Here is a 23,801-nt window from a genome sequence, read left to right as displayed (position 1 = left end):
CAGCCCATACCCGAGCATGCATCCGCATCCGGGCCGTCCGCATCCCGATTTCCGCCGGGAGTCCGCGCGGCGGGCGGGCCGGAAAGCGGCAGCATGCGCGATCCCGGCGGCACCCGCGGATCCGGTCGGCGCGGGGTCAGAACATGACCTCGTAGGACGACCCGCCCTCCTTGTGGCGGGCGAGGGGCACGAAGTCGGGGACGGTCCGCGCGGCGCTCGCCGTCAGCCGGCCGAGCGCCTCCTCCGCTCCACCGGGTCGCGCCGCCCGATGTCGAAGTCGCCCGGCCAGGCCAGCGGGCCGGCGAGTTCCGGCTCGGTCTCGATCCGGCGCAGCAGATCGTCGGAGGCGGTCATGGGGGCACCCTAGCCCGCCGCCCGGACGTAAACGGGAGGCCGGCGGGCGGGGTCGCGGCCTACGATCGCGGGATGGAGTACGAGGTCCGGCTCGCGCGGGTCGAGGAGCTGCCCGGTCTGGCGGCGATCGAGAACTCGGGCGACCCGATGTTCAGGGAGATCGGGATCGTGTTCCCGCCCGGTCCGACCGTGGTCGAGCAGCTGGCCGGCACGGACGCGGAGATCCTGGTGGCCGGGGACCCGCCGGTGGGGTTCGCGGCGGTCGAGGAGGTCGACGGGGCCGCGCATCTGGAGCAGATCTCGGTGCGCGGCGATCTGGTGGGACGGGGGATCGGCGCCGCGCTGCTGGACGAGGTCAGGGCGCGGGCGGCGGCGGCCGGGTCGCCGGGCGTCAGCCTGCTGACGTTCCGGGACGTCCCGTGGAACGGCCCCTGGTACGCCCGGCACGGGTTCGCGGAGCTGCCCGAGGAGCGGTGGGGGAGCGGGATCAGGTCCTACTGGGACGCCGAGATCAAGGCCGGGCTGCACGGCCTCGGGCCGCGCCTCGTCATGTGGGCGCCGACCGGGTAGCGGCCCGCCTCCGTCGCCTGCGGCGATGGAGGCGCAGGCCCGCGTAGCCGAGCAGCAGGACGGCGATGAGCCCGGCGACCGGGACGAGGATCGCCAGCACGCTCATGACCAGGGACGCGGCGTCCTCGAGGGTGCTCAGGACGGGCGCCCCGGCGCCCAGCGTCCCCGCGTTCGCCACGGGCCGCACCGAGGCCTTCGCCGTGTGGACGATCAGCGCCACGACGATGCCGAGGCCCCAGCCGATCCACGCGTGGTCCCGCATGAACGCGGAGGAGTCGAGCTTCCCGGCGGCGTCCGCGGCCGCGAACACCGCGCCGCCGGCGGCCGGGCGGACGAACGTCTGCACGGCGTCGTTGGCGCTGTCCACGACCGGCACCTTGTCGAGGACGACCTCCGCGGCGAGGAGGACGGCCAGCCCGGCGAGGACCCACCCGTCGGTCAGCCAGCCGAACTCGGCGGGCAGCGCAATCAGCTCGCTGTGCCGGGCGATGAGCCCGACGGCGAGCATCGGGATGTAGGCGTTGAGACCGGCGGCCGCGGAGAGGCCGAGACCGGTCAGTGCCGCGAGCATGCGTCCCTCCCGCTGACTTATCGTTGGTCTTTTGGACGCGCCGCCCCCGGCCCGCGTTCCACCAAAAGATCTACAATGTAAAGGCGGGAACCCGGAGCGGCCCGCGGACGTCTGGCCCATGGACGCGAAGGAGGACGATGATCAGCCCGGTGTCATGGGTGCGGGACCGCCTCGGTGAGCGAAGGGCCGCGCTCGTCCTTCTGGTGGCGCTGCTCCTGCTGGCCGTCGTCCCGCTGGTGGCGCTGCCGGCGGCGCGCTGCGAGGTCTTCGGCGCCGGATGCCGGACGCCCGTCCCCGAGCAGCGCGCCGACCCGGTCGCGGCCGAGCGGGCGCCGACGCCGCTCGAAGCCGCCACGCGCGGTTCCTACGTCGCGCTGGGGGACTCGTACTCGGCGGGGGTGGGCGCGGAGGCGACGCCGGCCGACCACAACCCGCTCGCGCGCTGCCACCGGACGTCCAAGGCGTACTACCACGAGGTCGCCCGCGCGTTCCAGTTCGCGAAGGGCACCTCGTTCTGGGCCTGCTCGGGCGCCACCACGGGCGACGTCCTGGACGGGCGGGGCGGCGAACCTCCCCAACTCGGGCGCATCGGACGCGACACCAGCCTGGTCACGATCAGCATCGGCGGCAACGACGTCGGGTTCTCCAAGGTGCTGGCGGGGTGCGTCGTCCGGCTGCCGTGGAGCAAGGGCTGCACCGGGCAGGGCGCGGAGATCGCCGGGAAGATGGCCGAACTGCGGCAGAGCCTCCCGGCCCTGCTCACGAAGATCACCACCAGGGCGCCGTACGCGCGGGTGGTCGTGATGGGCTACCCGAAGGCGTTCTCCGAGGTCAGCGGCGTGGACGGGGACAACATCACGGTGTCGGACCAGCGCTGGCTGAACGCCCGCGCCTACGACCTCGGGCAGCTGGTCCGCCAGTCCGTCGCGGAGGCGGACGCGCGCAAGGCCGCCACGCGCGGCCGCGGCAGCGTCGAGTTCGTCGACGCCTACAGCGCGTTCGCCGGGCACGAGGTCGGCAGCCCGAACGCGTACATGAACGGCCTGGCGCTGAACCTGGCGGCACTCGAAGCCGAGCCGCGCAGCTACCATCCGACGGTCGCCGGGCAGCACGCCCTGGCCCAGCTGTTCATCGCCCAGATCAAGAAGGGCCCCGGCCGCCCCCTCTCCTAGCGGGACGGCGCGGAATCCCGCACTTCGTAGGCTGGAGGAGACGGCCCGTCGATTGGGGGACCCGATGGCCATCACGGTCGCGCTCGCCGGGGACACCATGCTCGGCCGTGGCGTGGCGCGGGAGATCGCAGAGTCCGGCCCGCACGCGCTCTTCTCGGACGGCGTCCGGGAGGTCTTCGCCGAGGCCGATCTGGCGCTGCTGAACCTGGAATGCTGCGTGTCCGAGCGCGGGCGGCCCTGGGACGCGCCCGGCAAACCCTTCCATTTCCGGGCGCCTCCGGCCGCTGTCGAAGCCCTCGTCGATCTCGGTGTCGACTGCGTGACGCTCGCCAACAACCACGCCCTCGACTTCGGCGCGGAGGCGCTGGCGGACACCCTCGGCCTCCTGGGACGGGCGGGCATCCGCACGGTCGGCGCGGGAGCAGATCTCGCGGAGGCGCGCGAACCCGCCGTCCTGGAGGCGGGGGGCGCGCGGATCGCGGTGGTGGGCGTGACCGATCACCCGGCGGACTTCGCCGCCGGGCCGGGCCGTCCCGGCGTCGCCTACGCCGACCTCCGGCACGGCGTCCCGGACGACCTGGCGCGGCGGATCCGCGAACTGCGGGATGAGGCCGGCATCGTGGTCGTGATGCCGCACTGGGGTCCGAACATGACCCGGGAGCCGCTGGGTTACGTCCGGCGGGCGGCCAGGGCCCTCGTGGACGCCGGGGCGTCGCTCGTCGCGGGCAGTTCCGCGCACGTGTTCCACGGGGTGGCCTGGCCGGTCATGTTCGACATGGGCGACTTCATCGACGACTACATCGTCGACGAGATGCTCCGCAACGACCTGGGCCTGCTGTTCCTGGTCACCGTGGACGGCGGCGGCCCGTCCCGGATAGAGGCGGTTCCCCTCCGGCTCGACTTCGCGCACACCCGGTGCGCCGAGGGCGCCGACCGTGCCTGGATCATCGAGCGGTTCAGCACGGCCTGCCGCCTCTTCGGGACGGACGTCACCGTCGAGCGCGGCCGCGTGGCCGTCGACGCGCCGCTATAGCGGGTCGCCGAGCGGCCCGTACTCGTCGACGAGCGCGTCGGCCCAGTGGGCGGCGAAGTCGGGTCGCGTGCCGTCGGCGTCGGTGAACCCGTACTCCTCGTACAGGCCCCAGGTCGCGAGCGCCCGCCCGGTCTTGTCCATGATGTTCGGGTCGGCGGCCAGGGCGGCGACCGCCCGTCCGAGGTAGGCGGGGGACTCGGAGTACGCGAAGTGCGGGTCCTGGGCCACGGCGTCCCGCCAGGTGTCCTCGGTGACGCCGAAGTGGTCCAGGACGGCCTCCGAGCGCAGGAAACCGGGCGTGATGGCGACGGCCGCGACCCCGTGCGGTTCGAGCTCGGCCGCCTGCGCGACGGCCAGCCGGATCACCGCCGACTTGGCGAGATCGTAGAAGACGGAGCCGCGGTACCGCGCGGTGTTGCCGTCGGTCACCTCCAGCACGAGGCCGCGGCCCTGGGCGACCATGAGCGGAAGCGCGAACCGGCTGGTGATCACATGGGTCTCGACCGCCTGCCGGAGCAGCCGCAGGCCCGTGTCGAGGTCCTGCTCCCACAGGGGGTGCTCCCAGTCGGTGAGCGGGTCGCCGCCCCACACCGAGTTGACGAGCACATCGAGGCGCCCGTCCTGCTCGGCCGCGATGCGTTCGGCCAGCGCCCGCACCTCGTCCGGGCGGCTGTGATCGACGCGCACCGGGATGCCGGTGCCGCCGGCCGCCGTGACCCGCCGCGCGGTCTCCTCGATCGTCTCCGGGCGGTCGAGGTCGGAGCGGTCCGAGCCGCTGCTGCGCCCGGTCACGTAGACGGTCGCCCCGGCGGCGCCGAGCTGGACGGCGATGCCCCGTCCGCCGCCGCGGGTGCCTCCGGCGACCAGCGCGACCCGATCGGTCAGTGCTCCCATGACTTCCCCTCCTGGACGTGCGGTGCGAGGACGGCGCCGATCTCCCGCCGGAGCCGCTCCGGCAGCGTCCCCTCGCGGTCGAGGGCCCAGGACAGCCCGGCGCCCGCGATGACCGCGACGACCGTGCGGGCGAGCGCCCCGGCGTCCGTTCCGGCCCGCAGTTCACCGGCGGACACGGCCTCGGCGAGCAGCGTCTCGGCGACCTGCCCGTTCGCCCGGTGGACGGCCAGCGCGTGCTCGTGAAGCTCCGGATCGGTGAGGTCCATGCACAGGAACGCCAGGTGGTTGGCGTACCGCTCCGGTGTCGACATGTCGGACATCGAGTCGACGGCGAACGCCCTGAGCGCCGCCAGCGCCGACGCGTGCCCCGCCCTCGCCGCCCTGTGCAGCTCCTCGGGTTCCCGGACGGCCTGCGCGGCCAGCGCGGCCAGCAGCCCGCGCTTGGACCCGAACCGCTGGACGAGCGTGCCCGGCACCAGCCCGACCTCGCGGGCCACCGCCGCGAGCGTGAGCCCGGCCGGTCCGACCCGTCCGACCACGTCGACCGCCGCACGCAGGATCGCCGAATCGTCCACCCCGCGCGGCCGCCCCGCCATCGCCCCTCCATTAATAAATGAACAGGCATTTATATAACCATCGCGGCGTTCCGAAGGCAAGAGGAGTTACCGAGCGTGTCCGGCGGGTAGCTATCGGCAATGGCAAGCTCCGCCCGTCCGGACCAAGGCGTGTCCTATCCCGTCGCCGCGCTGCTCATGGTGGCCGTCTTCTTCCTGGGCGCGGCGTTCATCGCCTCCTACGTGGGCGGGATCCACGGGCCGCATCCGCACCGGATGCCGGTCGCGGTGGTCGGTCCGGCGAGCGCCGCCGCGAAGGTCGACGCCGCCCTGCGCGGCAAGGGCGACGCGTTCGACGTGCGCACCTATCCGACCGCCGCGGCCGCGAGCCGGGCGATCCGGGAGCGGGACGTCTACGGCGCCTACCTGCCGCGGCAGGGCCGCCTCCTCGTCACGACGGCCTTCGGCGCGACCGCCAGCGGGCTCCTGCGCAGCACCTTCGCCGAGGTGTCGGCGGCGGACGGGCGGACCCTCACCGTGCAGGACGTGGTGCCCGCCGATCCCGGCGACCCGGAGGGGCTCGTCCCCTTCTACCTGGTGATCGGGTGGATCGTCAGCGGCTACCTGGTCGCCGCGATCATCGGCCTCTACCGCGGCATGGCCGCCGTGACGCTGCGCGACGGGGCCGCCCGACTGCTCGCCTTCGCCGTGTTCGCGGCGGCCATCGGCGCGGCCGGGACGCTGATCGTGGAGACCGGCTACGGCTACCTGCCGGGCAGCCCCTGGCTGCTCACCGGCATCGGCGCCTTCTGCGTGTTCGCCGTGGCGGTGGCGACCGCGGCCGTCGAGAGCCTCCTCGGGATCATCGGGACGGCGCTGACGATCCTCGTGTTCGTCGTGCTCGGGAACCCCTCGGCGGGCGGTCCGTGGCCGTTGCCGCTCCTGCCGCCGTTCTGGCGGGAGGTCGGCCCGTGGCTGCCCAACTGGGCCGCGACGGAGGCCGTGCGGAACGCCGTCTACTTCGACGGCCACGCCCTGACCCGCCCCCTGGTCGTGCTGGCCGTCTGGGCCGCCGCCGGGATCGCGCTCGTCCTCCTGCTGGCCGGACGCACCAACCCGGTGATGCGCTACCCCGGGCGCCCCGTCGGGTGATCAGGCGTCCGGCCGCCCGAACCGCACCGGCACGCCCGGCGAGTACAGCACGCTCACCGGCTCCCCGAGCGGCCCCGGCAGGCCCGCCGCCGCCACCAGGTCCTCCTCGCAGCGCAGCAGCGTCGCCCGGTGCAGCGGCCACCGCGGATGGACGTTCGGCAGGAACCGCACCCGCCCGAGGACCTCGTTGTGCATCCCCCAGCGCGCGGTGAGGAAGTGCTCCAGCTCGGACGGCTCGTCCACCCGTTCGCCGATCCGCACATCGATGCGGCTGTAAGCGCCGCGCGGCCCCGGCCACCGCCGTGAACTGGTGTAGCTGATGACGTCCTTCCGGGCGCGGACGGACATGCGCGACCACTGGTAGGGCATCCCGAACCCCGCCCGCGCGATCGCCACGGGCAGCAGCCGCGACGCGTCCAGCGACCGGAACACGACGCCGCGCCGCCCCTGCCCGTCCACCGAGTAGAGCCGCACGTTCGTCTCCGGGAACGTCCCCAGGTAGGGCACTCCCGGCAGGCCGAGCCACCCGACCCGGTGCATCCAGAACGCGACGAGGCCGACATAGGTGACACCGTCCAGCGTGTCGGGAACGACGTCCTTCGGCAGTAGCGGCGCCACATCCCGCGGCTCGACGGCCCAGTGGACGAACGCCAGGTCGAGCCACCACTGCGTGAGCCACGGCCGGCTGACCGCGCCCGGCGGGTCGGCTGTGACGGGCAGGGGAGAGGGCACCGCGTCATCGTCCCACACTGATGATCACGCCCGCTCGTCAGGTCGCCCTGACGTCCTGGTCAGCGGGCCGTGCGCAGCTCGACGATCGAACGCGAGCCGCCCGGCGTGACCGAGCCGAGCCGCAGCCCCGCCGACCCGGCCAGCCCGGCGAGCTGGCCGAGCGTGCGCTCCCGGCCGCGGACATAGCAGAGCATGCGCAGGTCGCCCTCGGTGTCCGGCGCGTAGCCGCGGACATCGGCGATGTGGTCCACGACGAGCACCCTGCCGGTCTCCGAGGCGGCGTCGGCGCACCGCCGCAGGATGCGGCGGGCGTCGTCGTCGTCCCAGTCGTGGAGGACGCCCGAGAGCACGTACCCGCCCGCCCCGGCGGGAAGAGCGTCGAAGAAGCTGCCCGCCCGCGCGTCGGCCCGTTCGCCCAGGCCGGCCCTCGCGATGGCGGCCTCGGCTCTCGCGACCGGTCCGGCCAGGTCGACCACCGTCCCGCGCAGCTCTTCGTGAGCGCGGAGAATGGCGATCAGCAGGCTCCCGTCGCCGCCTCCCGCGTCGACCACCCGGCCCAGCTCGCCCCAGGGATAGGCGGCGGCCACAGCGGGAGCCTCCGCCGCCAATCGGCCTCCCATCAGAGAGTCGAACGACGCCCCGCGCTCGGAGTCGGCGGACAGGTCCGCCCAGAACGTCCGGCCGTACCGGCGCGGAAACGCGGGCTCACCGGTGCGCACAGTGTGCAGCAACTCGACGAAGCACAGATCCGCGTGCCCGATCGCACCCTCCAGGTCGAGCGTGGCCCGCACTCCTCCCGGAGCGTCGTCCCGAAGCCGCTCACCCATGCCGGTCAGGCCGTAGGCGCCGTCCTCCTCGCGAGACAGCACACCGGCGGTCACCAGGTGCCCCATCAACCGCCCGAGCGCGTCCGGCTCGGCGTCCACCGCGCCGGCCAGCGCCTCGGCCGTCCGCCGCCCGGCCGCGATGTGATCGGCCAGCCGCAGCGTCGCCGCCACCCGGATCGCCATCGGAGTGACCAGATCGGCCGCCGCCCACAACTCCCCGCCCCACCGCTCCTCGTCGCCGGCCATGGCTCTCCTCGCTCGCGGGACCTCGCCACCAGACGCTATCTCGACGGCCCTTCGCCGTGCTGTGAATCTCTGACCGCAGAGCGAACGGCGATGAACACCGAAACGGGGTTCGTCCGCCGGTTGTTCTGATCGCCTTCTCCGGATTCTCCTTGACGAGTAAATTCTGATCGTGAGCTGGGACGGTGAGGGCGTGCTGGCGGGCCGGTACCGGAATCTGGGGCGGATCGGGCAGGGCGGGATGGGGTCGGTGTGGCGGGCCCATGACGCCGACCTGGACCGTGAGGTCGCCATCAAGGAACTGCGGGTTCCCGAGCAGGTCACCGAACGGGAGCGGTCGGTGTGGTTTGCGCGGATGGAGCGGGAGGCGCGGGCCGCGGCGCGGTTGAGGCATCCGGGCATCGTCACCGTCTACGACCGGGTGATGGGTGAGGACGGCCGTCCGTGGATCGTGATGGAACTGATCCGGGGGATGTCGCTGGGGCAGTTGCTGGCCGAGCGGGGGCCGCTGCCCGCCGGGCGGGTCGCCGGGGTCGGGCTGGCGATGCTGGACGCGCTGTCGGCCGCGCACGCGCAGGGCGTCGTGCACCGCGACGTCAAACCGGCCAACGTGCTGCTGGAGGGCGACCGGGTCGTCCTCACCGACTTCGGGATCGCCGCGGTGGAGGGCGATGCCACTCTGACGGGGTCGGGCGCGGTGCTGGGGACGCCCGCGTACATGTCGCCTGAGCAGGTGCACGCTGAGGCCGCCACTCCTGCTTCGGATCTGTGGGCGCTGGGCGCGACCCTGTACGCGGCGGTGGAGGGCCGTCCGCCGTTCACCGCGCCCACGCATGGGGGCCTGTTCATCGCCATCGCGACCAAGGAGCCGCCCCGACCGCGGTGCGGCGGGCCGCTGGCGCGACTGCTGGACGGCCTGCTGCGCAAGGATCCCGCCGGACGGCCCTCTCCGGCACAGGCCCGCGAACTGCTCCAGGCCGCGGCCCACGGCGAGCAACGACCACCCGGGCCCGCGACCCGCATCGACCCCCCGCCTGGCCCCGGCGGGGAGCGCGACCATCCGGTCGCCGTGCGGGGCGCTCTCGCCGGCGCCTGGATCGCCGTCGCCGGCACCCTCCTGCTGCCGTTCCAGTTCGGCGATTCGATAGGACTGAAGATCGTCCTGGACGAGGGTCCGTCCTGGCTGATGGGGGTGCTCGTACTACTGATCGTCCTTTCGGTGTGGCAGTGGAGCCTCACCCACCGGCCGGTGCTCGCTCTCGCCGTCGTGATCGTCGTCGACTTGGCGGCCCTCCTGGCCGCACCGGTGGGGCGGCTCTCGATCGCGGCGGGCATGCCGTACCTCGGCAGCGCGGACGTCGGCTACGGCATGGCCTTCGGCTGGCTGGCGGGCGCGGTCGCGCTCATGTTCGCGTTCGCGGGGGTGAACAGGCCGCTGACCGCCCGGATGCCGTCCCCCGCGTCACGTGAGGCGCTGCTCAGGACGGCCGTGGTCCTCGAAGGCTTCGCGGCGGTGCTGTGGCCGGTGATCGCCTTCGGCGCCCTGGGCAAGCCGGTGAACCTGGCCCCGGTCACGACCGGCGCCGTCGATGACTGGATGTTCGCGGCGTCCCTCGGCCTCATGTGGATCGCCTGGAACGCCTCTCAGATCATCCTCCAGTCCAACCGGGCGCAGGACTACGGCCGCTGAGAGCCGGCGGGGAGGACATCGGGGGCGTCCTCAGCGGGGGCAGGGTTTCAGGCCGGGTACGGGGATGCCGCCGTTCAGGCGGCCGCAGATCGGGGTGGAGACCGGGGCGCCGCCCTTCAGCGTGACCTTGATCAGGGTCAGGTTGCGGTCGCCGGGGCCGTTCACTTTGTGCTGGTCGCCGCGGAAGTCGATGTCGCCCGTCGCGGCGTTGCGGACGTGCAGGCGGCGCAGCTCCAGCAGGACGGCGCCGGGCGTCACCGAGCGGCTGCCCGGCACGATGCCCGGTCCGGCGGCGGTGAGGCCGAGGTCCGTGTAGGCGTTCTGCGCGGCCTGGCCGAGGGCGACGGTGGCGTCGTAGGTGAGGGCCATCTGGCCGTCCACGAGGAGCGGCTCGCCGGGACGGACGCGGGGCGCGCCGATGCCGAGCAGGTTGCGGGCGAGAGTGAAGAACCCGTTGGTCTGGTCGGCGTCGCCGGCGATGAGGAACGGCAGGTGGACGAACGCCGTGTGGTAGATGACGGTGTTCGGCGGCATCGGGACCTCGTGCGGGCCGGTGCCGAACCGGGTCTTGGTGACGTCGTCGCCGGCCAGCAGGACGAGGCGGTGCTCGGTGCAGCCGCCGCCGTCGAGCCCGTTCATCAGGCCGGGAAGGTCCTCGGAGCGGCCGGCGAAGTAGACGAACGGGGCGGGCGCGTCCTCGCAGGCCGCCTTCACGTTGCTGGAGATGTCGCTCGTGCCGGTGTAGGTGACGCGGTCGACGGTGCGGGGCGCGAGCGCGTCGGCGACGTCGTCGGCGATCTCGCGGCTGTAGGCGTCCTTGGACGGGCCCGGGGCGCGGTGGACGAGCATCAGGCGGGAGAGCGGCCGGCCGTGCGACTCGGCGCGGACGGCGGCGCGGATCGCGGCGGCCTCGTCGAAGTCGGTGGAGGCGAGGCCGTAGTAGTGCGGCAGCGCGGGGAGCCGGTCGGAGGAGTTGACGGTGTTGACGACCGGCAGCCCGGCGGCGATCAGCTGCTTGATGGCGGCCTGGGAGTTCTCGGTGTTGCGGCCGAACCCGACGACGCCGACGACGGTGGGGTCGCGGTGGGCGAGGTCGAGGATGCGGTCGGCGGTCTCCTGGGAGTAGACCATGTTCTGCCCGGTGTTCGCGGGCAGGATGCGCAGCTTGAGGGGGTTGTTGACCTGGCCTGGCCGGCCGGAGCCGTTGTTGCGCATCTGGGCGAGGTAGACGCCGGCGAGTTCGCGGATGCTGCTGACGGTCAGGTCGCTCTGCCCGGGGCTGGCGGTGAACACGCCCGCGTAGACGGCGGTGACGTAGCGGTCGCGGGAGGCGAGGACGGCGTCGTTCTCCTCCTGGATGCGGCGCTGGAGGTCGGCGAGGGTGAGGTGGGAGCCGGTGTTGCGGCGGGACGGGGCGCGCTTCTCCCCGTCCAGGCCGATGCTGTCGTGGTCGCGCTCGAACCGGACGCCGTGCGTGGACACGCCGACGCATTCGCGGCTGCCGTCCCGGTTGGTCTGCAGCCGCGTGTCGCCGTTCCAGCCGACCGGGAACCCGACGCTGCAGTACGTGGAGCGCAGATGGGCCTGCACGTAGAGCAGGGCGAGCGCGAGCACCAGGGCGGCGGCGAGCAGGCTGCGCCACGACCACAGCCACGTCCAGCGGGGACGGCGGCGGACCGCGAAGGCGTCGGGGCGTCCGGCGGCGGGGTCGCCGGTCACCGGGATGCGCAGCAGGTAGGGCAGCGGGACCGATTCGCTGGGCCCCTGCGCGGTGCCGAGCGACGACCGCCACTCCTCGTACCGGTCGCGCGGGTCGCCGCCCGGCGCGGGCCCGCCGAACGCGTCGCGGGTGGCGGCGTCGATGGAGCCGATGACGATCAGCGGGTGGAACTCGCTGCGCCGGGCGCGGATGTCGCTGATCGCCGACAGCAGCGCGAGGCCGCCGTTGCCGCGCCCGACGCCGGACAGGAACACCGCGGGCGGGGCCGGGCGCTTGAGGCCGCGAAGGTCGGGCGCGAGCCGCCGGTACTGGTCGCGCAGGTCCTCCAGCAGCGCGAACGTCTTGATCTGGAGCAGGAACCGGGCCGCGTCCGGCCGGGTGAGGCGCTCGCACACCCGGTGCAGGCGGCCCTCGAAGCCGAGGTCGTCGCCGCCGTCGTCGCCGTCGCCGAGGACGGCGAAGAAGGACGTCCGGGCGAACCAGCGGTACCGGCCGCCGAGGCCGAGGCGGGACAGCAGGGGCAGCCAGATCCGCCGGGTCGACAGCCCGGCGACGACCAGCAGCACGACGGCGAGGCCCCCGGCGGCGGTGAGCAGGATGAGGCTCGGCGTCTGCTCGGCGATGCCGCCGGCCAGCACGGCGATCATGGCGACCAGGGACCCGCCGACGGTGGTCCACCAGCCGGGGGCGCGCAGCGGCCCGTTCTGCCAGCGGAACAGCCGGGCCCGCTCGTTCCAGCGGTCGACGGCGGCGACGGGGGAGCGGCGGTACGGGGGCGGCGCGGGGAATCCGTCCGGGCCGGGTTCGGCGGCCGCGGCCTGGATCGTCCGGACGAGGTCGGAGCGCGGGAAGCGCAGCCGGCCGAACGGCGACCGGGTGTGCGTCCATGTCAGCGGCTGGGAGATCGTGTCGGCCAGCGCGATCGCGGCGGTCTCGTCGCCGTCGCCGGGGGCGGGGTCGGCCGAGAGGTCGGGGGCGATCGCCGGCAGGCCCATCTCGGCGGCGAGGCGCTTCAACTCGTCGAGGTGCCGGCCGGGCGCGTCCGGGTCGTCGTCCGGTTCCAGGACGATGACCGGGTACGGGCGGGAGTCCAGCCGCCACGGCAGCCGCCCGGACATCCAGTCGAATAAGGCGAGGAGTCCGCGACCGGACTCGGAAGGTCGGGGGTCGCCCACGGCTCAGCCTTCCGGAATGTGGATCAGTGCTCCGGGAAGCGTAGGGCCGCGGGCGTTCGGGCGTCATAAGGTGACGACCGGATCACCGTCCGATGATGTCCGCTTTCGGTCGTTCAGTCCTCGCGCGTGATGGCGTTGAGGCGCTCCACGGCGTTCGCGAAGTCCTCGACCATGTCGTAGACGACCTGGCGGGCGGGCTTGACGGTGTTCATGAGACCGACGCACTGGCCGACGAAGTAGTTGGCGAGCGCCTGCGCGCCGGGATTGCCGGACTCGGCCACCTTGGTGATCTGCCGCATCGCACCCTCGGCGACGATCATCTGCAGCGGCATGCCGAGCGGGCCGGGGCTCGCCGGGCCCTCCCACTCCTCCGTCCAGGCGGACCGGAGCTGGCGGGCGGGCTTGCCGGTGCGGGACCGCGAGCGGATCGTGTCGCGGGACGTGGCGGCCAGCATCTTCTCCTTCACGGCCGGGGACGTCTCCGCCTCCTCCGTGGTGAGCCACACCGAGCCGCACCAGACGCCGGACGCGCCGAGGGCCAGGGCCGCGGCCATCTGGCGTCCCGTGGCGATGCCGCCCGCGGCGAGGACGGGCGCCGGCGCGACCGTGTCGACGACCTCGGGGACGAGGACCATCGTGGAGATCTCGCCGGTGTGCCCGCCGGCCTCGCCGCCCTGCGCGATGATCAGGTCGGCGCCCGCGGCGACCTGGCGGCGGGCGTGCTCGGACGTGCCGACGAGCGCGGCGACGGGGACGCCGGCCTCGCGGGCCTTCTCCACCATGAGCGGCGGCGGGGTGCCGAGGGCGCTGGCGATGAGCCCGATGGGGTGCGCGAGCGACACGTCGATCAGCTCGGTCGCGCCCTCCTTGGTGACCTGCGTGCCGCCCCGCGCGTTGGACCGCTTGGCCTTCTCGAAGTCGGGCAGCGGGACGTCGTACTTGGCGAACAGGCCGGTGAGGAACGTCCAGTGCTCGTCCGGGATGGCGGCGAGCATGGCGTCGAGGCCGCCGCCCTCCGCCGACTTGTCGATCTTGCCGGGGACGAGCACGTCGACGCCGTAGGGGCGGCCGCCGACGTGGTCGTCGATCCAGCGCAGCTCCTCTTCGAGCCGGTCGGGGGTGTAGGCGACGGCCCCGAGGACGCCGAAGCCGCCGGCGTTGGTGACGGCGGCGACGACGTCGCGGCAGTGGCTGAAGGCGAAGAGCGGGAACTCGATGCCGAATCGCGTGCAGACCTCGGTGTTCATGGCCTCGACGCTAACGGACCGAATGACATTCGGTCTAGGGGCGGAAGAGGACGTAGGACTCGCCCTCGTCCGGGTGCTCGAACACCGCGCGCAGGGGCAGGCCCTCGCGGAGGACGCCGCCGGTCACGCCGTCCAGCCGGGCGTGCAGCCACGGCCCCTCGGCCAGCTCGACCAGCGCCAGGTACGCGGGCGGGTCCTTGGGCAGGACGGTCCAGGTCACGAGCGCCGCCTCGCCGCTCGCCTCCGCCCACCCGAGGTCCTCCTCGCCGCAGTCCGGGCAGCCGGACGCGTCCGGCGCGAACCACCGGTCGCACGCCTCGCAGCGCCTGATCACGAGGCGGCCGGCCGCGGCGCCGTCGAAGAAGGGGTCGGTGCGGCCGTCCCGCCGCAGCACGCCGATCTCCATGGGCTAGGCCCCCTTCCGGTTCGGGCTGACGATGAGCGTGGAGTGGTGGTCGAGGATGCCGCCGTTCCCGCTCACGAGGATCACGTCGTTGGACGGCGCCTGCCGCTCCCCGCCGTCCCCGCGCGCCTGGATCACGGCCTCCGACAGCGGTGTCATGCCCCACATGTAGTACGCCGACAGCTGCCCGCCGCCGGTGTTGGTCGGCAGCGACCCGCCCGGCCCGAGCGCGCCGGACGCGGCGAACGCGCCGCCCTCGCCCTTGGCGCAGAACCCGTAGTCCTCCAGCGACACCAGGACCGTGTAGGTGTAGCAGTCGTACAGCTCGCACACGTCGACGTCGGACGGGGTGACCCCGGCCATCTTCATCGCCGTCGCGCCCGACGACGCGGCGCCGGTCGTCAGACCGAAGTCGCTGCCGCGCTCCTTGCGGTGCCCGGGATGGCCCTGCCCCCATCCCCACAGGTGGACGGGCGGGCGGGCCAGGCCGCGGGCGCGGTCGTCGCTCGTCACGATGACCGCGACGGCGCCGTTGGAGACGAGGCAGCAGTCCAGCAGGTGCAGCGGCTCGGACACCCAGCGGGAGTTCTGGTGGTCGTCCAGGGTGATCGGGTCGCGCATCTGCGCGAGCGGGTTGCGCGACGCCCACTCCCGGGTCGCCACCGCGATCGCGCCGAGCTGCTCGCTCGTCGTCCCGTACCGGGCCATGTGCCGCTGGGCGGCGAGCGCGTAGAACGAGTTGACGCTGCGCAGCCCGAGCGCCGCCGTCATCCCGCCGAATCCGTACCATTCGCGGGCGTCCCGGTTGTAGGCCGAGCCCGCCGACTGCTTCGGCTTGAGCGGCGCGTCCGCGAACACGCAGGCCACGGTGGTCGCGGCCCCGCTCAGCACCGACATCGCCGCGTAGGACACCATCGCCCCGGCCGTCGCGCCGAACGAGTTGACCTGCGACAGCAGCCGCAGGTCGCGCAGCCCCAGCGTGCCGGCCAGCTCGATGCCGGGGGAGCCGCCCATCCCGTGGCTGACCAGCAGCCCGTCCAGGTCGCCGAGCGCCAGGCCGGCGTCCGCGGCGGCGAGCCGGACCGCGTCCGCGGCGAGCCGCCGCGGGCTCCGCCCGTACACCCTGCCGAGCTCGGTCATCCCGAGCCCCACGATCGAAGTGCCCCTCGAAGTGCCCATCGCCTCGCTCTCCTCGTTCGTGGCAGCCACGGTACAGAACGACATTCGGTACACGGCCGGGCGGGGTGATCAGGAGCGGGCGCGGAAGGCACTCCGGTAGGCCAGCGGGGACGCGCCGACATGCCGGGCGAAATGGGCGCGCAGCGTCACCGGCGAGCCGAACCCCGCCTCGTCGGCGACCCGCTCGACCGGCAGGTCCGTGCTCTCCAGCAGCTGCTGCGCCCGGTGCACGCGGGCACGCGCGAGCCAGCGCCGCGGGGTCGTCCCCGCCTGTTCGCCGAACCGCCGGGTCAGCGTGCGGACGCTCACCGAAGCCTGCCGCGCGATGTCGTCCAGCGTCAGGGGCCGGTGCAGGTTGGCCTCAAGCCAGGCCAGCGTCGGCTGGAGGGCGGTGCCGCCGTCCGGCGGGTCCTCGTGGCGGATGAACTGCGCCTGGCCGCCGTCCCGCTGCGGCGGCATCACGATCCGCCGGGCGGTGCGCGCCGCCGCCGCCGAACCGTGGTCGCGCCGGACGAGATGCAGGCACAGGTCGATCCCCGCCGCGACGCCCGCCGAGGTGAGGACCTGCCCGCCGTCGACGTACAGCACCGACGGGTCGACCTCGACCTCCGGGAAACGCCTGGCCAGCGCCTTCGCGTACCGCCAGTGCGTGGTGGCCCGCCGGCCGTCCAGCAGCCCGGCCGCGGCCAGGGCGAAGGCGCCGACGCAGATCGAGGCGATCCTCGCCCCGCGCTCCGCCGCGCCGCGCAGCCCGTCCAGGACCTCGGGGGGCGGGTCGGACCGGACGTCCTCGTGCCCGGGGACGACGACCGTGTCGGCGGCGGCCAGCGCGTCCAGACCGTACGGGGACTCCACCCGCATCCGCCCCAGCACTCCGGACGTCTCCGCTCCGCCCGGCGGCGTGCACACCCGCGGCTCGTACAGCGGGACGCCCTCGGACGTGGTCATCACGCCGAACACCTGGCCCGGGACGGCGAGATCGAACGGCACGACCCCGTCCAGCGCGAGCACTGCCACCACATGCATGGCCAGAACGTAGCGCACATCGGCGATCCGGCCACTGGCCGGGCGCCGGGCGGCATCGGACGATCAAGACCGTTCCCAGAGAGCCACTGCGAGGAGCCTCCATGCCCGACCATTTCGCCGACTTCTCCCTGCCCGACACCGGCCTGACCCGCAAGGCCTACGACCTGGTGTTCGCCGCGGGCTCCGCCGCGCTCGCCAACCACAGCGTCCGCACCTACCTGTTCGGCCGCGCGCTGGGGGAGGCGCGGGGCCTGCGGCCGGGCGCCGACTACGACGACGAGGTGCTGTTCCTCGCGAGCGTCCTGCACGACATGGGTCTCACCGAGCGGGGCGACGGCCGCCAGCGCTTCGAGGTGGACGGCGCCGACGTCGCCGCCGAGTTCGTGAGCGGCAACGGCCTGGACGCCGAGCGGACCCGGGTCGTCTGGGCGGCGGTCGCGCTGCACACCAGCCGCGGAATCGCGCACCGGATGGGGCCCGAGATCGCCCTCACCCACGCCGGGACGAGCGCCGACATCGCCGGCCCGGGCGCGCGGGCGCTCCCCGGCGGCATCGCCGAACGGGCGCACGCGGCCTTCCCTCGCCTCGCACCGGGCTGCGGCCTCACCGAGATCATCGTCGGCCAGATCGCGCGGAACCCCGCCAAGGCCCCGTTCGGCAGCCTCCCGGCCGAGATCGCCCGGCAGCACGGCGTGGGCGACCCCGCCCCCGAGTGGGCGGCGCTCGTCGCGGCCGCCTGGCCCGGCGTCCGCTGAGACGGGTACCGCCCGCGTCCCCGGGGCGACGGGGACGCGGGCGGTGGGCCCGGACGCGGCTCAGGACGCGAGGACGGCCTGCAGGAAGTCCCGGGTGCGCTGCTCGGACGGCTCGCCGAAGATCTGGTCCGGCGGGCCCTCCTCGACGATCTGGCCCTGGTCGAACATCAGGACCCGGTTGGAGATGTCCTTGGCGAAGGCCATCTCGTGGGTGACGCACAGCAGGGTGAGGTCGCTCTGCCGGGCGATGTCGCGCAGCAGGTCCTGGACGCCGACGACGAGCTCGGGGTCCAGGGCGGAGGTGACCTCGTCCAGCAGCAGCACCTTCGGCTGCATGGCGAGCGCCCGCGCGATCGCCACCCGCTGCTGCTGGCCGCCCGACAGCTGGGTCGGGTGGGCGTTCTCCTTGTCGGAGAGGCCGACGAGGTCGAGCAGGCCCTTGGCGCGCTCGACCGCCTCGTCCTTCGGCACCCCCAGCACGCGAACCGGCCCCTCCGTGAGGTTGCGCAGCACGTTCATGTTGGGGAACAGGTTGAACTGCTGGAACACCATGCCGACCTGCTTGCGCATCTCGTGCAGGTGCTTCTGGTTCGCCGGGACGCGCTTGCCGCCCCGGTCCATGTGCCACAGCGTCTCGTCGCCGATCCAGATGACGCCCTCGTCCAGCGTCTCCAGCGTCATGAGCAGCCGCAGGATCGTGGTCTTGCCCGACCCGCTCGGCCCGATGAGCGTCACGCGCTCGCCGGGCGCCACGGTGAAGTCGAGCTCGCGGAGGACGGCGTTGGAGCCGAACCGCTTGACCACCTTCTCGAAGCGGATCCCCGGCGCGCCGCCGTGCGGCAGGTCCGCGGCGCGCCCGGCCCCGGGCGCGGTGTCCTTCTGCGTGGAGACGCCCTCGTCGGCGCCGGCGGCGGGCGCGGGCTCCGCCGCGGCGTCCTTCGGGACTTCCGGTGTGTTAGGTGGTGGCATAACGCCTCTCCAAGCGGCGGACGAGTATCGAGGATATGACGCTCACGATGACGAACAACAGGCCGACCATGGTCATCGGCTCCAGGAACTCGCCGCTCACCGACCCCGCCTTGTTGGCGGCGAACAGCAGCTCCGCGACGTTGATCGCGAACAGCATCGGGGAGTCCTTGAACATCGCGATCAGGTAGTTGCCCAGCGTCGGGATCACCCGGCGGATCGCCTGCGGCAGGATCACGTCCAGCCACACCCGCGACCTCGGCAGGTTGAGCGCGGTGCACGCCTCCCACTGGCCGCGCGGGATGTCGGCGATCCCCGCCCGGTACACCTCGGCGGTGTACGTCGAGTAGTGGATCCCGAGCGTGATGATCCCCGCCGTCAGCGACCCGATCGTGACGCCCCAGGCGGGCAGCACGAAGAAGACGAAGTACAGCTGCGGGATCAGCGGCGTGGACCGGATGAACTCGGTGATCCACCGGATCGCCTGGTTGAAGACCCGGCTCGGCGTGCGGCGCAGCAGCGTCCACACCAGCCCGAGGACCAGGGCGATGACGTAGCCGGCCAGCGTCGCGATGACGGTGTAGCGCAGCCCGTCGAGCAGGTCGGGGAGGATGTCCCCGGCGTACTTCCAGTCCCAGTCCATCAGCCGACCCCCGCCCCGGGAGCGCCCGCCGCCACCGTCCCGAGGGACGGTTCACGCGACGGCCGGCGGCCGAGCATGCGGTCCACGCGGCGCTCGGCGTAGCGGACGAACAGCTGCAGGACCTGCGCGATGATGAAGTACAGGACCAGCGCCACCGAGAACGCGGCGACGGTCTCGCCCGTGCTGCCCTGGATGTTCTTGGACACGCGGGTCAGGTCGACCAGGGTCACCAGCGACACGATGGCGGTGCCCTTCATCAGCTCGATGATCAGGTTGCCGAACGGCGGCAGCATCAGCGCGAACGCCTGGGGGAGCAGCACCCGCCGCATCCGCTGGAACGGGGTGAAGTTCAGCGCCACCGTCGCCTCGTACTGCGCCTTGGGCACCGCGTTGATCGAGCCGCGGACCACCTCCGCGCCGTAGGCGCCGACGTTCAGGCCGAGCGCCAGCACCGCCGCGAAGATGGTGCTGAACCGCAGCCCGATCAGCGGCAGCGCGTAGAAGAACCAGAACAGCAGCACCAGGGTCGCGTTCCCGCGGAAGAACTCCACGTACACGCGGTTCAGCACGCGCACCCAGGCGTGGCGCGAGGTGCCCGCCATGCCGAAGAGCAGGGCGAGCACCAGTGCCAGCGCGCCGCCGAGCAGGGTGAGGCGGACCGTGACCCACGCGCCGTCCAGCCACTGCGGGTAGCTGTCGAGGACGTCGGACACCGGCGATCAGCCCTTGCAGAACTTGGCCGCCGTGTCCTCGGCGGTCGGCATGTCCTCCTGCGTGAACCCGAAGGGCTGCAGGATCGGCAGGAGCGTCTTCTGCTGCTTGAGCTTGTCCAGCTCGCCGTTCCAGGCGGTGACGAGGTCGGAGTCGGCCTTGCGGAACGCGAACGCGCCGGCGCCGAGCTGCTCCTTGCCGTCGATGACGGGCGTGAACGGCTCGGTGACCTCGAAGCCCTCGCCCTGGTGCTTGGTCAGCAGGTCGGCCAGCGAGATGCGGGTCAGCCAGATGCAGTCGATGCGCCCGGCCTTGAGGCCCTCGTAGGCGCTCGCCTGGTCGGCGAACGTCTGGATGTCGCCCTTCTTCACTCCGGTCTTCTCGGCGTAGCCGGCCTCGACGGCGCCGGTGAGGACGCCGACCCTGGCGCCCTTCGCGCCCGGGTCCTTCTGGCCCTTCAGGCCCTTCGGGTTGCCCTCCTTGACCATGAAGGCGCTCTTCGCGACGTACTCGGGGTTGGCGAACGCCGCCGAGGCGCACCGCTCCGGCGTGATGAACATGCCGGCGGCGATCGCGTCGAAGCGCTTGGCGTTGAGGCCCGCGATGAGGCCGCTGAAGTCGACCTGGACGCCCTTGATCTCGTCGATGCCGAGGCTCTTGAAGATCGCGCGGGCCAGTTCCGGCGCCTCACCCGTCAGCTTGCCGGACTTGTCGGTGTAGCCGTAGGGCGCCTCGTTCGCGAAGCCCACGGTGATGGTGCCGGAGTCCTTGGCCTTCTGCAGCGTGCCGCCGCCCGCCTTCTCCTCCTCCGGATCCGTCGTGGAGCAGCCCGCCGCGGCAAGCGGCACCGCGGCGGACAGCAGCACGGCGGTACGGAGGAAGTCTCTTCTCGAAGAAGTCATCGTTGAACTCCTGTCGGGTGGTCCCACGCGCACGCGGGGGGCCGCGTACGGCCCCCCGCGTGCGCGGGGCGAACGGTCGGGGTTATCGAATTGTTGTCTTCCGATCAGTCGCGCACTGGCGTGAAATCGCGTGCGCCGATGAACGTCGGACGGGGAGCGGGCGCCGAGAACGGCTCCACGCACGTGTTCTCGACGCTGTTGAACACGACGAACACGTTGGAGCGCGGGAAGGGGGTGATGTTGCCGTTCGACCCGTGCATGCAGTTGCAGTCGAACATGGTGGCGGAGCCCGCCTGGCCCGTGAACAGCTCGATCCCGTGCTTGTCGGCGAGTATCGAGAGGCTGTTCGGATCGGGCGTGCCGATCTCCTGACCGCGCAGGGACTCCTTGTAGTGGTCGTCCGGGGTCTCCCCGACACAGGCCACGAAGGTCTTGTGCGAGCCAGGCATAATCATTAGCCCGCCATTGTGCACGAAATTCTCGGTGAGCGCTATGGATATGCTCACCGCGCGCATCCGCGGCATGCCGTCCTCGGCGTGCCAGGTCTCGAAGTCGGAGTGCCAGTAGAAGTCCTTGCCGGTGAACCCCGGCTTGTAGTTCACCCGGCTCTGGTGCACGTAGACGTCCGAGCCGAGGATCTGCCGGGCCCGGCCGACGACGCGCGGGTCGCGGACAAGGGCGCCGAAGACCTCGCTGATCCGGTGGACCTCGAAGATGGAGCGGACCTCGTTCGAGCCGCGCTCGGTGACCGTGCGCTCGTCGGCCAGGACCTCCGGGTCGGACGACAGCCGGCGCAGCTCGGCGCGGTAGTCCTCGACCTCCTCCGGCGCGAGCAGCTGGTCGACGGACAGGAATCCGTTGGCCTCGAACGAGTCGAGGGTGGCACCGTCGATCGGCCCGTCCTGCGGGCCGCCGCGCACGACCGGGTCCTGCCGGTACAGCAGCGCCGCCTCGGCGGCCTTCCGGGTGGGGTAGGCGTCGTCGATGGTCGGATGGGACTCGATGATGCTCATGCGTCCTCCTCAGTCAGCAGGGGGTAGACACCGTTCTCGTCATGGACCTCCCGGCCCGTGCAGGGCGGATTGAAGACGCAGACGGTCTTGACGTCCGTGTGCGCGCGCAGGGTGTGGTGCTCGTGGCCGTCCAGCAGGTACATCACGCCCGGCCGGATGTCGTGCTTCTCACCGGTCTCGTCGTTGGTGAGCTCGCCTTGGCCCTCGATGCAGTAGACGGCCTCGATGTGGTTCGCGTACCACATCCTCGTCTCGGTTCCCGCGTACAGAATCGTCTCGTGCAGCGAGAATCCGACGCCCTCCTTGGCGAGCACGAACCGCCGGCTGCACCAGGTCGGCGCCTGCACGTCGCGCTCGGTGCCGACGATCTCGTCAAGGGAACGAACGATCATGAATCTCCTCTTTCCGGTGGGGTGCGGGGGCGGCTCAGACCGTGACCTTCTGGCGGACGGCCTCGACCGAGTCCGCGATGATCTCCAGACCGCGGGCCAGGTCGGCGTCCGTCGTGGTGAGCGGCGGCAGCAGCTTGACGACCTCGCCCTCGGGGCCGGAGGTCTCCATCAGCAGCCCGCGCGCGAACGCCTCGCCGCACACCTTCGGCGCCGTCTCGGGGTCCTTCATCACGAGGCCCCAGGCGAGGCCCCGGCCGCGGACGGAGTCGATCGCGCCGGCGTGCGCCAGGGTGATCTCCTCCAGCGCCTGCTGGACCTGCTGGCCCTTGGCGAGGGTCTGCTTCTCCATGTCGTCGCCCGTCCAGTAGTCCTCCAGGGCGGCGACGGCGGTGACGAACGCGGGGTTGAAGCCGCGGAAGGTGCCGTTGTGCTCTCCCGGGTCCCACACGTCCAGCTCGCGCTTCATCAGCGTGATCGCGAACGGCAGCCCGTAGCCGCTGAGGGACTTGGACAGGCAGACGATGTCCGGGGTGATCCCGGCCTCCTCGAAGCTGAAGAACGGGCCGGTGCGGCCGCAGCCCATCTGCACGTCGTCGACGATGAGGAGGATGTCGTGCCGGTGGCACAGGTCCTGCAGGCCGCGCAGCCACTCGGCCGTGGCGACGTTGATGCCGCCCTCGCCCTGCACGGTCTCCACGATGACGGCCGCGGGCTTGTCCAGGCCGCTGCCGCTGTCGTCCAGCATCGTGTCGAACAGCAGGAAGTCGGGCGTCCGGCCGTCGAGGTAGTTGTCGTAGGGCATCGCGACGCCGTGGCCGAGCGGCACGCCGGCGCCGGTGCGCTTCATCGAATTGCCGGTCACGGCGAGCGCGCCGAGCGTCATCCCGTGGAAGGCGTTGGTGAAGCTGACGACGGTCTCGCGGCCGGTGTACTTCCGCGCGAGTTTCAGCGCGGCCTCGACCGAGTTGTTGCCCGCGGGCCCGGGGAACTGGACCTTGTAGTCGAGCCCCCGCGGCTCCAGGACGTACTCGTTGAAGCGTTCCAGGAAGTCTCGCTTGGCGGTCGTGTACATGTCGAGGCTGTGCACGACCGCGTCGCCGGCGAGATAGTCCAGCAGCCGGCGTTTCAGCTGCGGGTTGTTGTGCCCGTAGTTGAGCGTCCCCGCGCCGGCGAAGAAATCGAGATACGTTTTACCGTTCTCGTCGGTCATGTGGCTGCCCTGCGCGGTGGTGAACACCGCGGGCCACCCTCGGCAGTAGCCGCGGACTTCCGATTCCAGGCGGGCGAAAACGTCCATTTCTGCCTCCAGGCAGGTCGGGGTGGGGGAGCGGGTGGGGAGTGGAGTGGGTCAGTTCGCGGCGATCGGGCCGATCCTGAAGAGCACCTCGGGCTCGTGTCCCCCCTCGGGGAAGTGCTCCGCGCCGAACAGCGCGCTGCGGGCGAGCTCGCACCCGCGGTCCCGGGCGAACGATTCGAACATCGCGGTGGAAGCGGTGTTGTCCGGCGTGACCGTGGCCTCCATGTACCGGTGCCCGCGGGGTGCGAGCCGGTCGGCGAGGCGGTCGAGCATGCGGCGGGCGAGGCCCTGGCCGCGGTGGTCGCGGTCGACCGCCACCTGCCAGACGAAGAACGTGTCCGGCCGGGCCGGGCGGACGTAGCCGGTGATGAAACCGCACGGGCCGGCGCTGTCGCGCGCCACGACGGAAGTGTCCCCGAAATCGCGGCACCAAAGCGTGTAGCTGTACGGCGAGTTGACGTCCAGAACGCGTGAGTCCCGGGCGAGCCGCCACAGCCCTGGGCCATCGGAGAGGCTCGGCTCCTGGAGTTGCACTTCCGCGTTCGTCACGTCCGGGTCGGGGCGTCGGGTCGGTGATTCC

The 23,801-nt window shown here is 72.5% G+C and carries 25 protein-coding genes; 6 read left to right on the top strand and 19 right to left on the bottom strand.

Translation table 11 applies throughout. The annotated features are described in order from the left end of the window. Window positions 1-222 precede the first annotated feature (222 nt). Window positions 223-354 (bottom strand): hypothetical protein, encoded by a 132-nt coding sequence (locus tag ACA511_RS16050; protein ID WP_375025117.1) that lies wholly within the window; start codon window positions 352-354, stop codon window positions 223-225. Window positions 355-426: 72 nt separating this feature from the next. Here ACA511_RS16050 and ACA511_RS16045 point away from each other — a divergent pair, with 72 nt between their 5' ends. Beyond that, entirely contained in the window at window positions 427-924 is a 498-nt protein-coding gene (locus ACA511_RS16045) for a GNAT family N-acetyltransferase (RefSeq protein ID WP_375025116.1), read from the top strand. Here the strand turns inward: ACA511_RS16045 and ACA511_RS16040 are convergent. Further along, complete coding sequence (locus tag ACA511_RS16040) at window positions 902-1,495, bottom strand: DUF4126 domain-containing protein (protein WP_375025115.1); 594 nt, start codon at window positions 1,493-1,495, stop codon at window positions 902-904. The genes ACA511_RS16045 and ACA511_RS16040 overlap by 23 nt on opposite strands. Window positions 1,496-1,632: 137 nt before the next feature. Here ACA511_RS16040 and ACA511_RS16035 point away from each other — a divergent pair, with 137 nt between their 5' ends. Both ACA511_RS16035 and ACA511_RS16030 read left to right on the top strand, forming a co-directional pair. Further along, complete coding sequence (locus ACA511_RS16035) at window positions 1,633-2,667, top strand: SGNH/GDSL hydrolase family protein (protein WP_375025114.1); 1,035 nt, start codon at window positions 1,633-1,635, stop codon at window positions 2,665-2,667. Between the two features lie 64 nt (window positions 2,668-2,731). Continuing rightward, window positions 2,732-3,700: a CapA family protein gene (locus ACA511_RS16030; protein WP_375025113.1), complete on the top strand. Its 969-nt coding sequence runs from the start codon at window positions 2,732-2,734 to the stop codon at window positions 3,698-3,700. On the opposite strand, the gene ACA511_RS16025 is transcribed toward ACA511_RS16030, so the two are convergent. Next, entirely contained in the window at window positions 3,695-4,594 is a 900-nt protein-coding gene (locus ACA511_RS16025; RefSeq protein WP_375025112.1) for an SDR family oxidoreductase, read from the bottom strand. The genes ACA511_RS16030 and ACA511_RS16025 overlap by 6 nt on opposite strands. After that, entirely contained in the window at window positions 4,582-5,190 is a 609-nt protein-coding gene (locus ACA511_RS16020) for a TetR/AcrR family transcriptional regulator (RefSeq protein ID WP_375025111.1), read from the bottom strand. The genes ACA511_RS16025 and ACA511_RS16020 overlap by 13 nt, the downstream gene beginning before the upstream one ends. Before the next feature lie 129 nt (window positions 5,191-5,319). On the opposite strand from ACA511_RS16020, the gene ACA511_RS16015 reads away from it, so the two are divergent. After that, window positions 5,320-6,300, top strand: a complete 981-nt coding sequence (locus tag ACA511_RS16015) for a hypothetical protein (protein ID WP_375025110.1) — start codon at window positions 5,320-5,322, stop codon at window positions 6,298-6,300. Here ACA511_RS16015 and ACA511_RS16010 read toward each other — a convergent pair whose 3' ends face one another. Together ACA511_RS16010 and ACA511_RS16005 are read right to left on the bottom strand one after the other, a co-directional pair. Beyond that, window positions 6,301-7,032, bottom strand: a complete 732-nt coding sequence (locus ACA511_RS16010; protein WP_375025109.1) for a YqjF family protein — start codon at window positions 7,030-7,032, stop codon at window positions 6,301-6,303. It lies immediately after the preceding gene. 59 nt (window positions 7,033-7,091) lie between these two features. Next, entirely contained in the window at window positions 7,092-8,105 is a 1,014-nt protein-coding gene (locus tag ACA511_RS16005; protein ID WP_375025108.1) for a methyltransferase, read from the bottom strand. A 169-nt stretch (window positions 8,106-8,274) separates the two neighbouring features. On the opposite strand from ACA511_RS16005, the gene ACA511_RS16000 reads away from it, so the two are divergent. Then, entirely contained in the window at window positions 8,275-9,792 is a 1,518-nt protein-coding gene (locus ACA511_RS16000) for a serine/threonine-protein kinase (protein ID WP_375025106.1), read from the top strand. 30 nt (window positions 9,793-9,822) lie between these two features. On the opposite strand, the gene ACA511_RS15995 is transcribed toward ACA511_RS16000, so the two are convergent. The 5 genes from ACA511_RS15995 to ACA511_RS15975 form a co-directional block, all read right to left on the bottom strand. Then, window positions 9,823-12,630 carry a hypothetical protein gene (locus tag ACA511_RS15995; RefSeq protein WP_375025105.1) on the bottom strand — a complete coding sequence of 936 codons (2,808 nt, stop codon included), beginning with the start codon at window positions 12,628-12,630 and terminating at the stop codon, window positions 9,823-9,825. A 170-nt stretch (window positions 12,631-12,800) separates the two neighbouring features. Further along, complete coding sequence (locus ACA511_RS15990) at window positions 12,801-13,934, bottom strand: NAD(P)H-dependent flavin oxidoreductase (protein WP_375025103.1); 1,134 nt, start codon at window positions 13,932-13,934, stop codon at window positions 12,801-12,803. A gap of 34 nt (window positions 13,935-13,968) precedes the next feature. Next, window positions 13,969-14,340 carry a Zn-ribbon domain-containing OB-fold protein gene (locus tag ACA511_RS15985; protein WP_375025101.1) on the bottom strand — a complete coding sequence of 124 codons (372 nt, stop codon included), beginning with the start codon at window positions 14,338-14,340 and terminating at the stop codon, window positions 13,969-13,971. Between the two features lie 3 nt (window positions 14,341-14,343). Then, window positions 14,344-15,516 (bottom strand): thiolase family protein, encoded by a 1,173-nt coding sequence (locus ACA511_RS15980; protein ID WP_375025100.1) that lies wholly within the window; start codon window positions 15,514-15,516, stop codon window positions 14,344-14,346. A 69-nt stretch (window positions 15,517-15,585) separates the two neighbouring features. Next, the gene (locus ACA511_RS15975) at window positions 15,586-16,542 is read right to left on the bottom strand and encodes a GlxA family transcriptional regulator (RefSeq protein WP_375025098.1); all 957 of its coding nucleotides are present in this window, start codon (window positions 16,540-16,542) and stop codon (window positions 15,586-15,588) included. 101 nt (window positions 16,543-16,643) lie between these two features. Between ACA511_RS15975 and ACA511_RS15970 the strand changes: the two genes are divergently transcribed. Continuing rightward, window positions 16,644-17,297: an HD domain-containing protein gene (locus tag ACA511_RS15970; protein WP_375025097.1), complete on the top strand. Its 654-nt coding sequence runs from the start codon at window positions 16,644-16,646 to the stop codon at window positions 17,295-17,297. Between the two features lie 60 nt (window positions 17,298-17,357). On the opposite strand, the gene ehuA is transcribed toward ACA511_RS15970, so the two are convergent. From ehuA to ectA, 8 genes are all read right to left on the bottom strand, one after another. Then, window positions 17,358-18,266: an ectoine/hydroxyectoine ABC transporter ATP-binding protein EhuA gene (gene ehuA, locus ACA511_RS15965; RefSeq protein WP_375025096.1), complete on the bottom strand. Its 909-nt coding sequence runs from the start codon at window positions 18,264-18,266 to the stop codon at window positions 17,358-17,360. Continuing rightward, on the bottom strand, window positions 18,253-18,906 hold the full coding sequence (gene ehuD, locus ACA511_RS15960; protein WP_375025094.1) for an ectoine/hydroxyectoine ABC transporter permease subunit EhuD: 654 nt from the start codon (window positions 18,904-18,906) through the stop codon (window positions 18,253-18,255). The genes ehuA and ehuD overlap by 14 nt, the downstream gene beginning before the upstream one ends. Further along, window positions 18,906-19,619 carry an ectoine/hydroxyectoine ABC transporter permease subunit EhuC gene (ehuC, locus tag ACA511_RS15955; protein ID WP_375025093.1) on the bottom strand — a complete coding sequence of 238 codons (714 nt, stop codon included), beginning with the start codon at window positions 19,617-19,619 and terminating at the stop codon, window positions 18,906-18,908. The genes ehuD and ehuC overlap by 1 nt, the downstream gene beginning before the upstream one ends. Before the next feature lie 6 nt (window positions 19,620-19,625). After that, window positions 19,626-20,519, bottom strand: coding sequence for an ectoine/hydroxyectoine ABC transporter substrate-binding protein EhuB (gene ehuB / locus ACA511_RS15950; protein WP_375025092.1), 894 nt, complete (start codon window positions 20,517-20,519; stop codon window positions 19,626-19,628). A 104-nt stretch (window positions 20,520-20,623) separates the two neighbouring features. Then, window positions 20,624-21,532, bottom strand: a complete 909-nt coding sequence (thpD, locus tag ACA511_RS15945) for an ectoine hydroxylase (protein WP_375025091.1) — start codon at window positions 21,530-21,532, stop codon at window positions 20,624-20,626. Continuing rightward, window positions 21,529-21,924 (bottom strand): ectoine synthase, encoded by a 396-nt coding sequence (locus ACA511_RS15940; RefSeq protein ID WP_375025090.1) that lies wholly within the window; start codon window positions 21,922-21,924, stop codon window positions 21,529-21,531. The genes thpD and ACA511_RS15940 overlap by 4 nt, the downstream gene beginning before the upstream one ends. Before the next feature lie 34 nt (window positions 21,925-21,958). Continuing rightward, window positions 21,959-23,221, bottom strand: coding sequence for a diaminobutyrate--2-oxoglutarate transaminase (gene ectB / locus ACA511_RS15935; RefSeq protein WP_375025089.1), 1,263 nt, complete (start codon window positions 23,219-23,221; stop codon window positions 21,959-21,961). A 51-nt stretch (window positions 23,222-23,272) separates the two neighbouring features. Then, a complete protein-coding gene (gene ectA / locus ACA511_RS15930) occupies window positions 23,273-23,755 on the bottom strand; it encodes a diaminobutyrate acetyltransferase (RefSeq protein WP_375025601.1) in 483 nt (160 codons plus the stop codon). Window positions 23,756-23,801 lie beyond the last annotated feature (46 nt).

The sequence above is a fragment of the Actinomadura sp. GTD37 genome (assembly GCF_041951365.1).
Taxonomy (GTDB): Bacteria; Actinomycetota; Actinomycetes; order Streptosporangiales; family Streptosporangiaceae; genus Spirillospora.
Note: the sequence above shows the minus strand (reverse complement) of the source record. Positions and strands in the feature narration are given on the sequence as shown.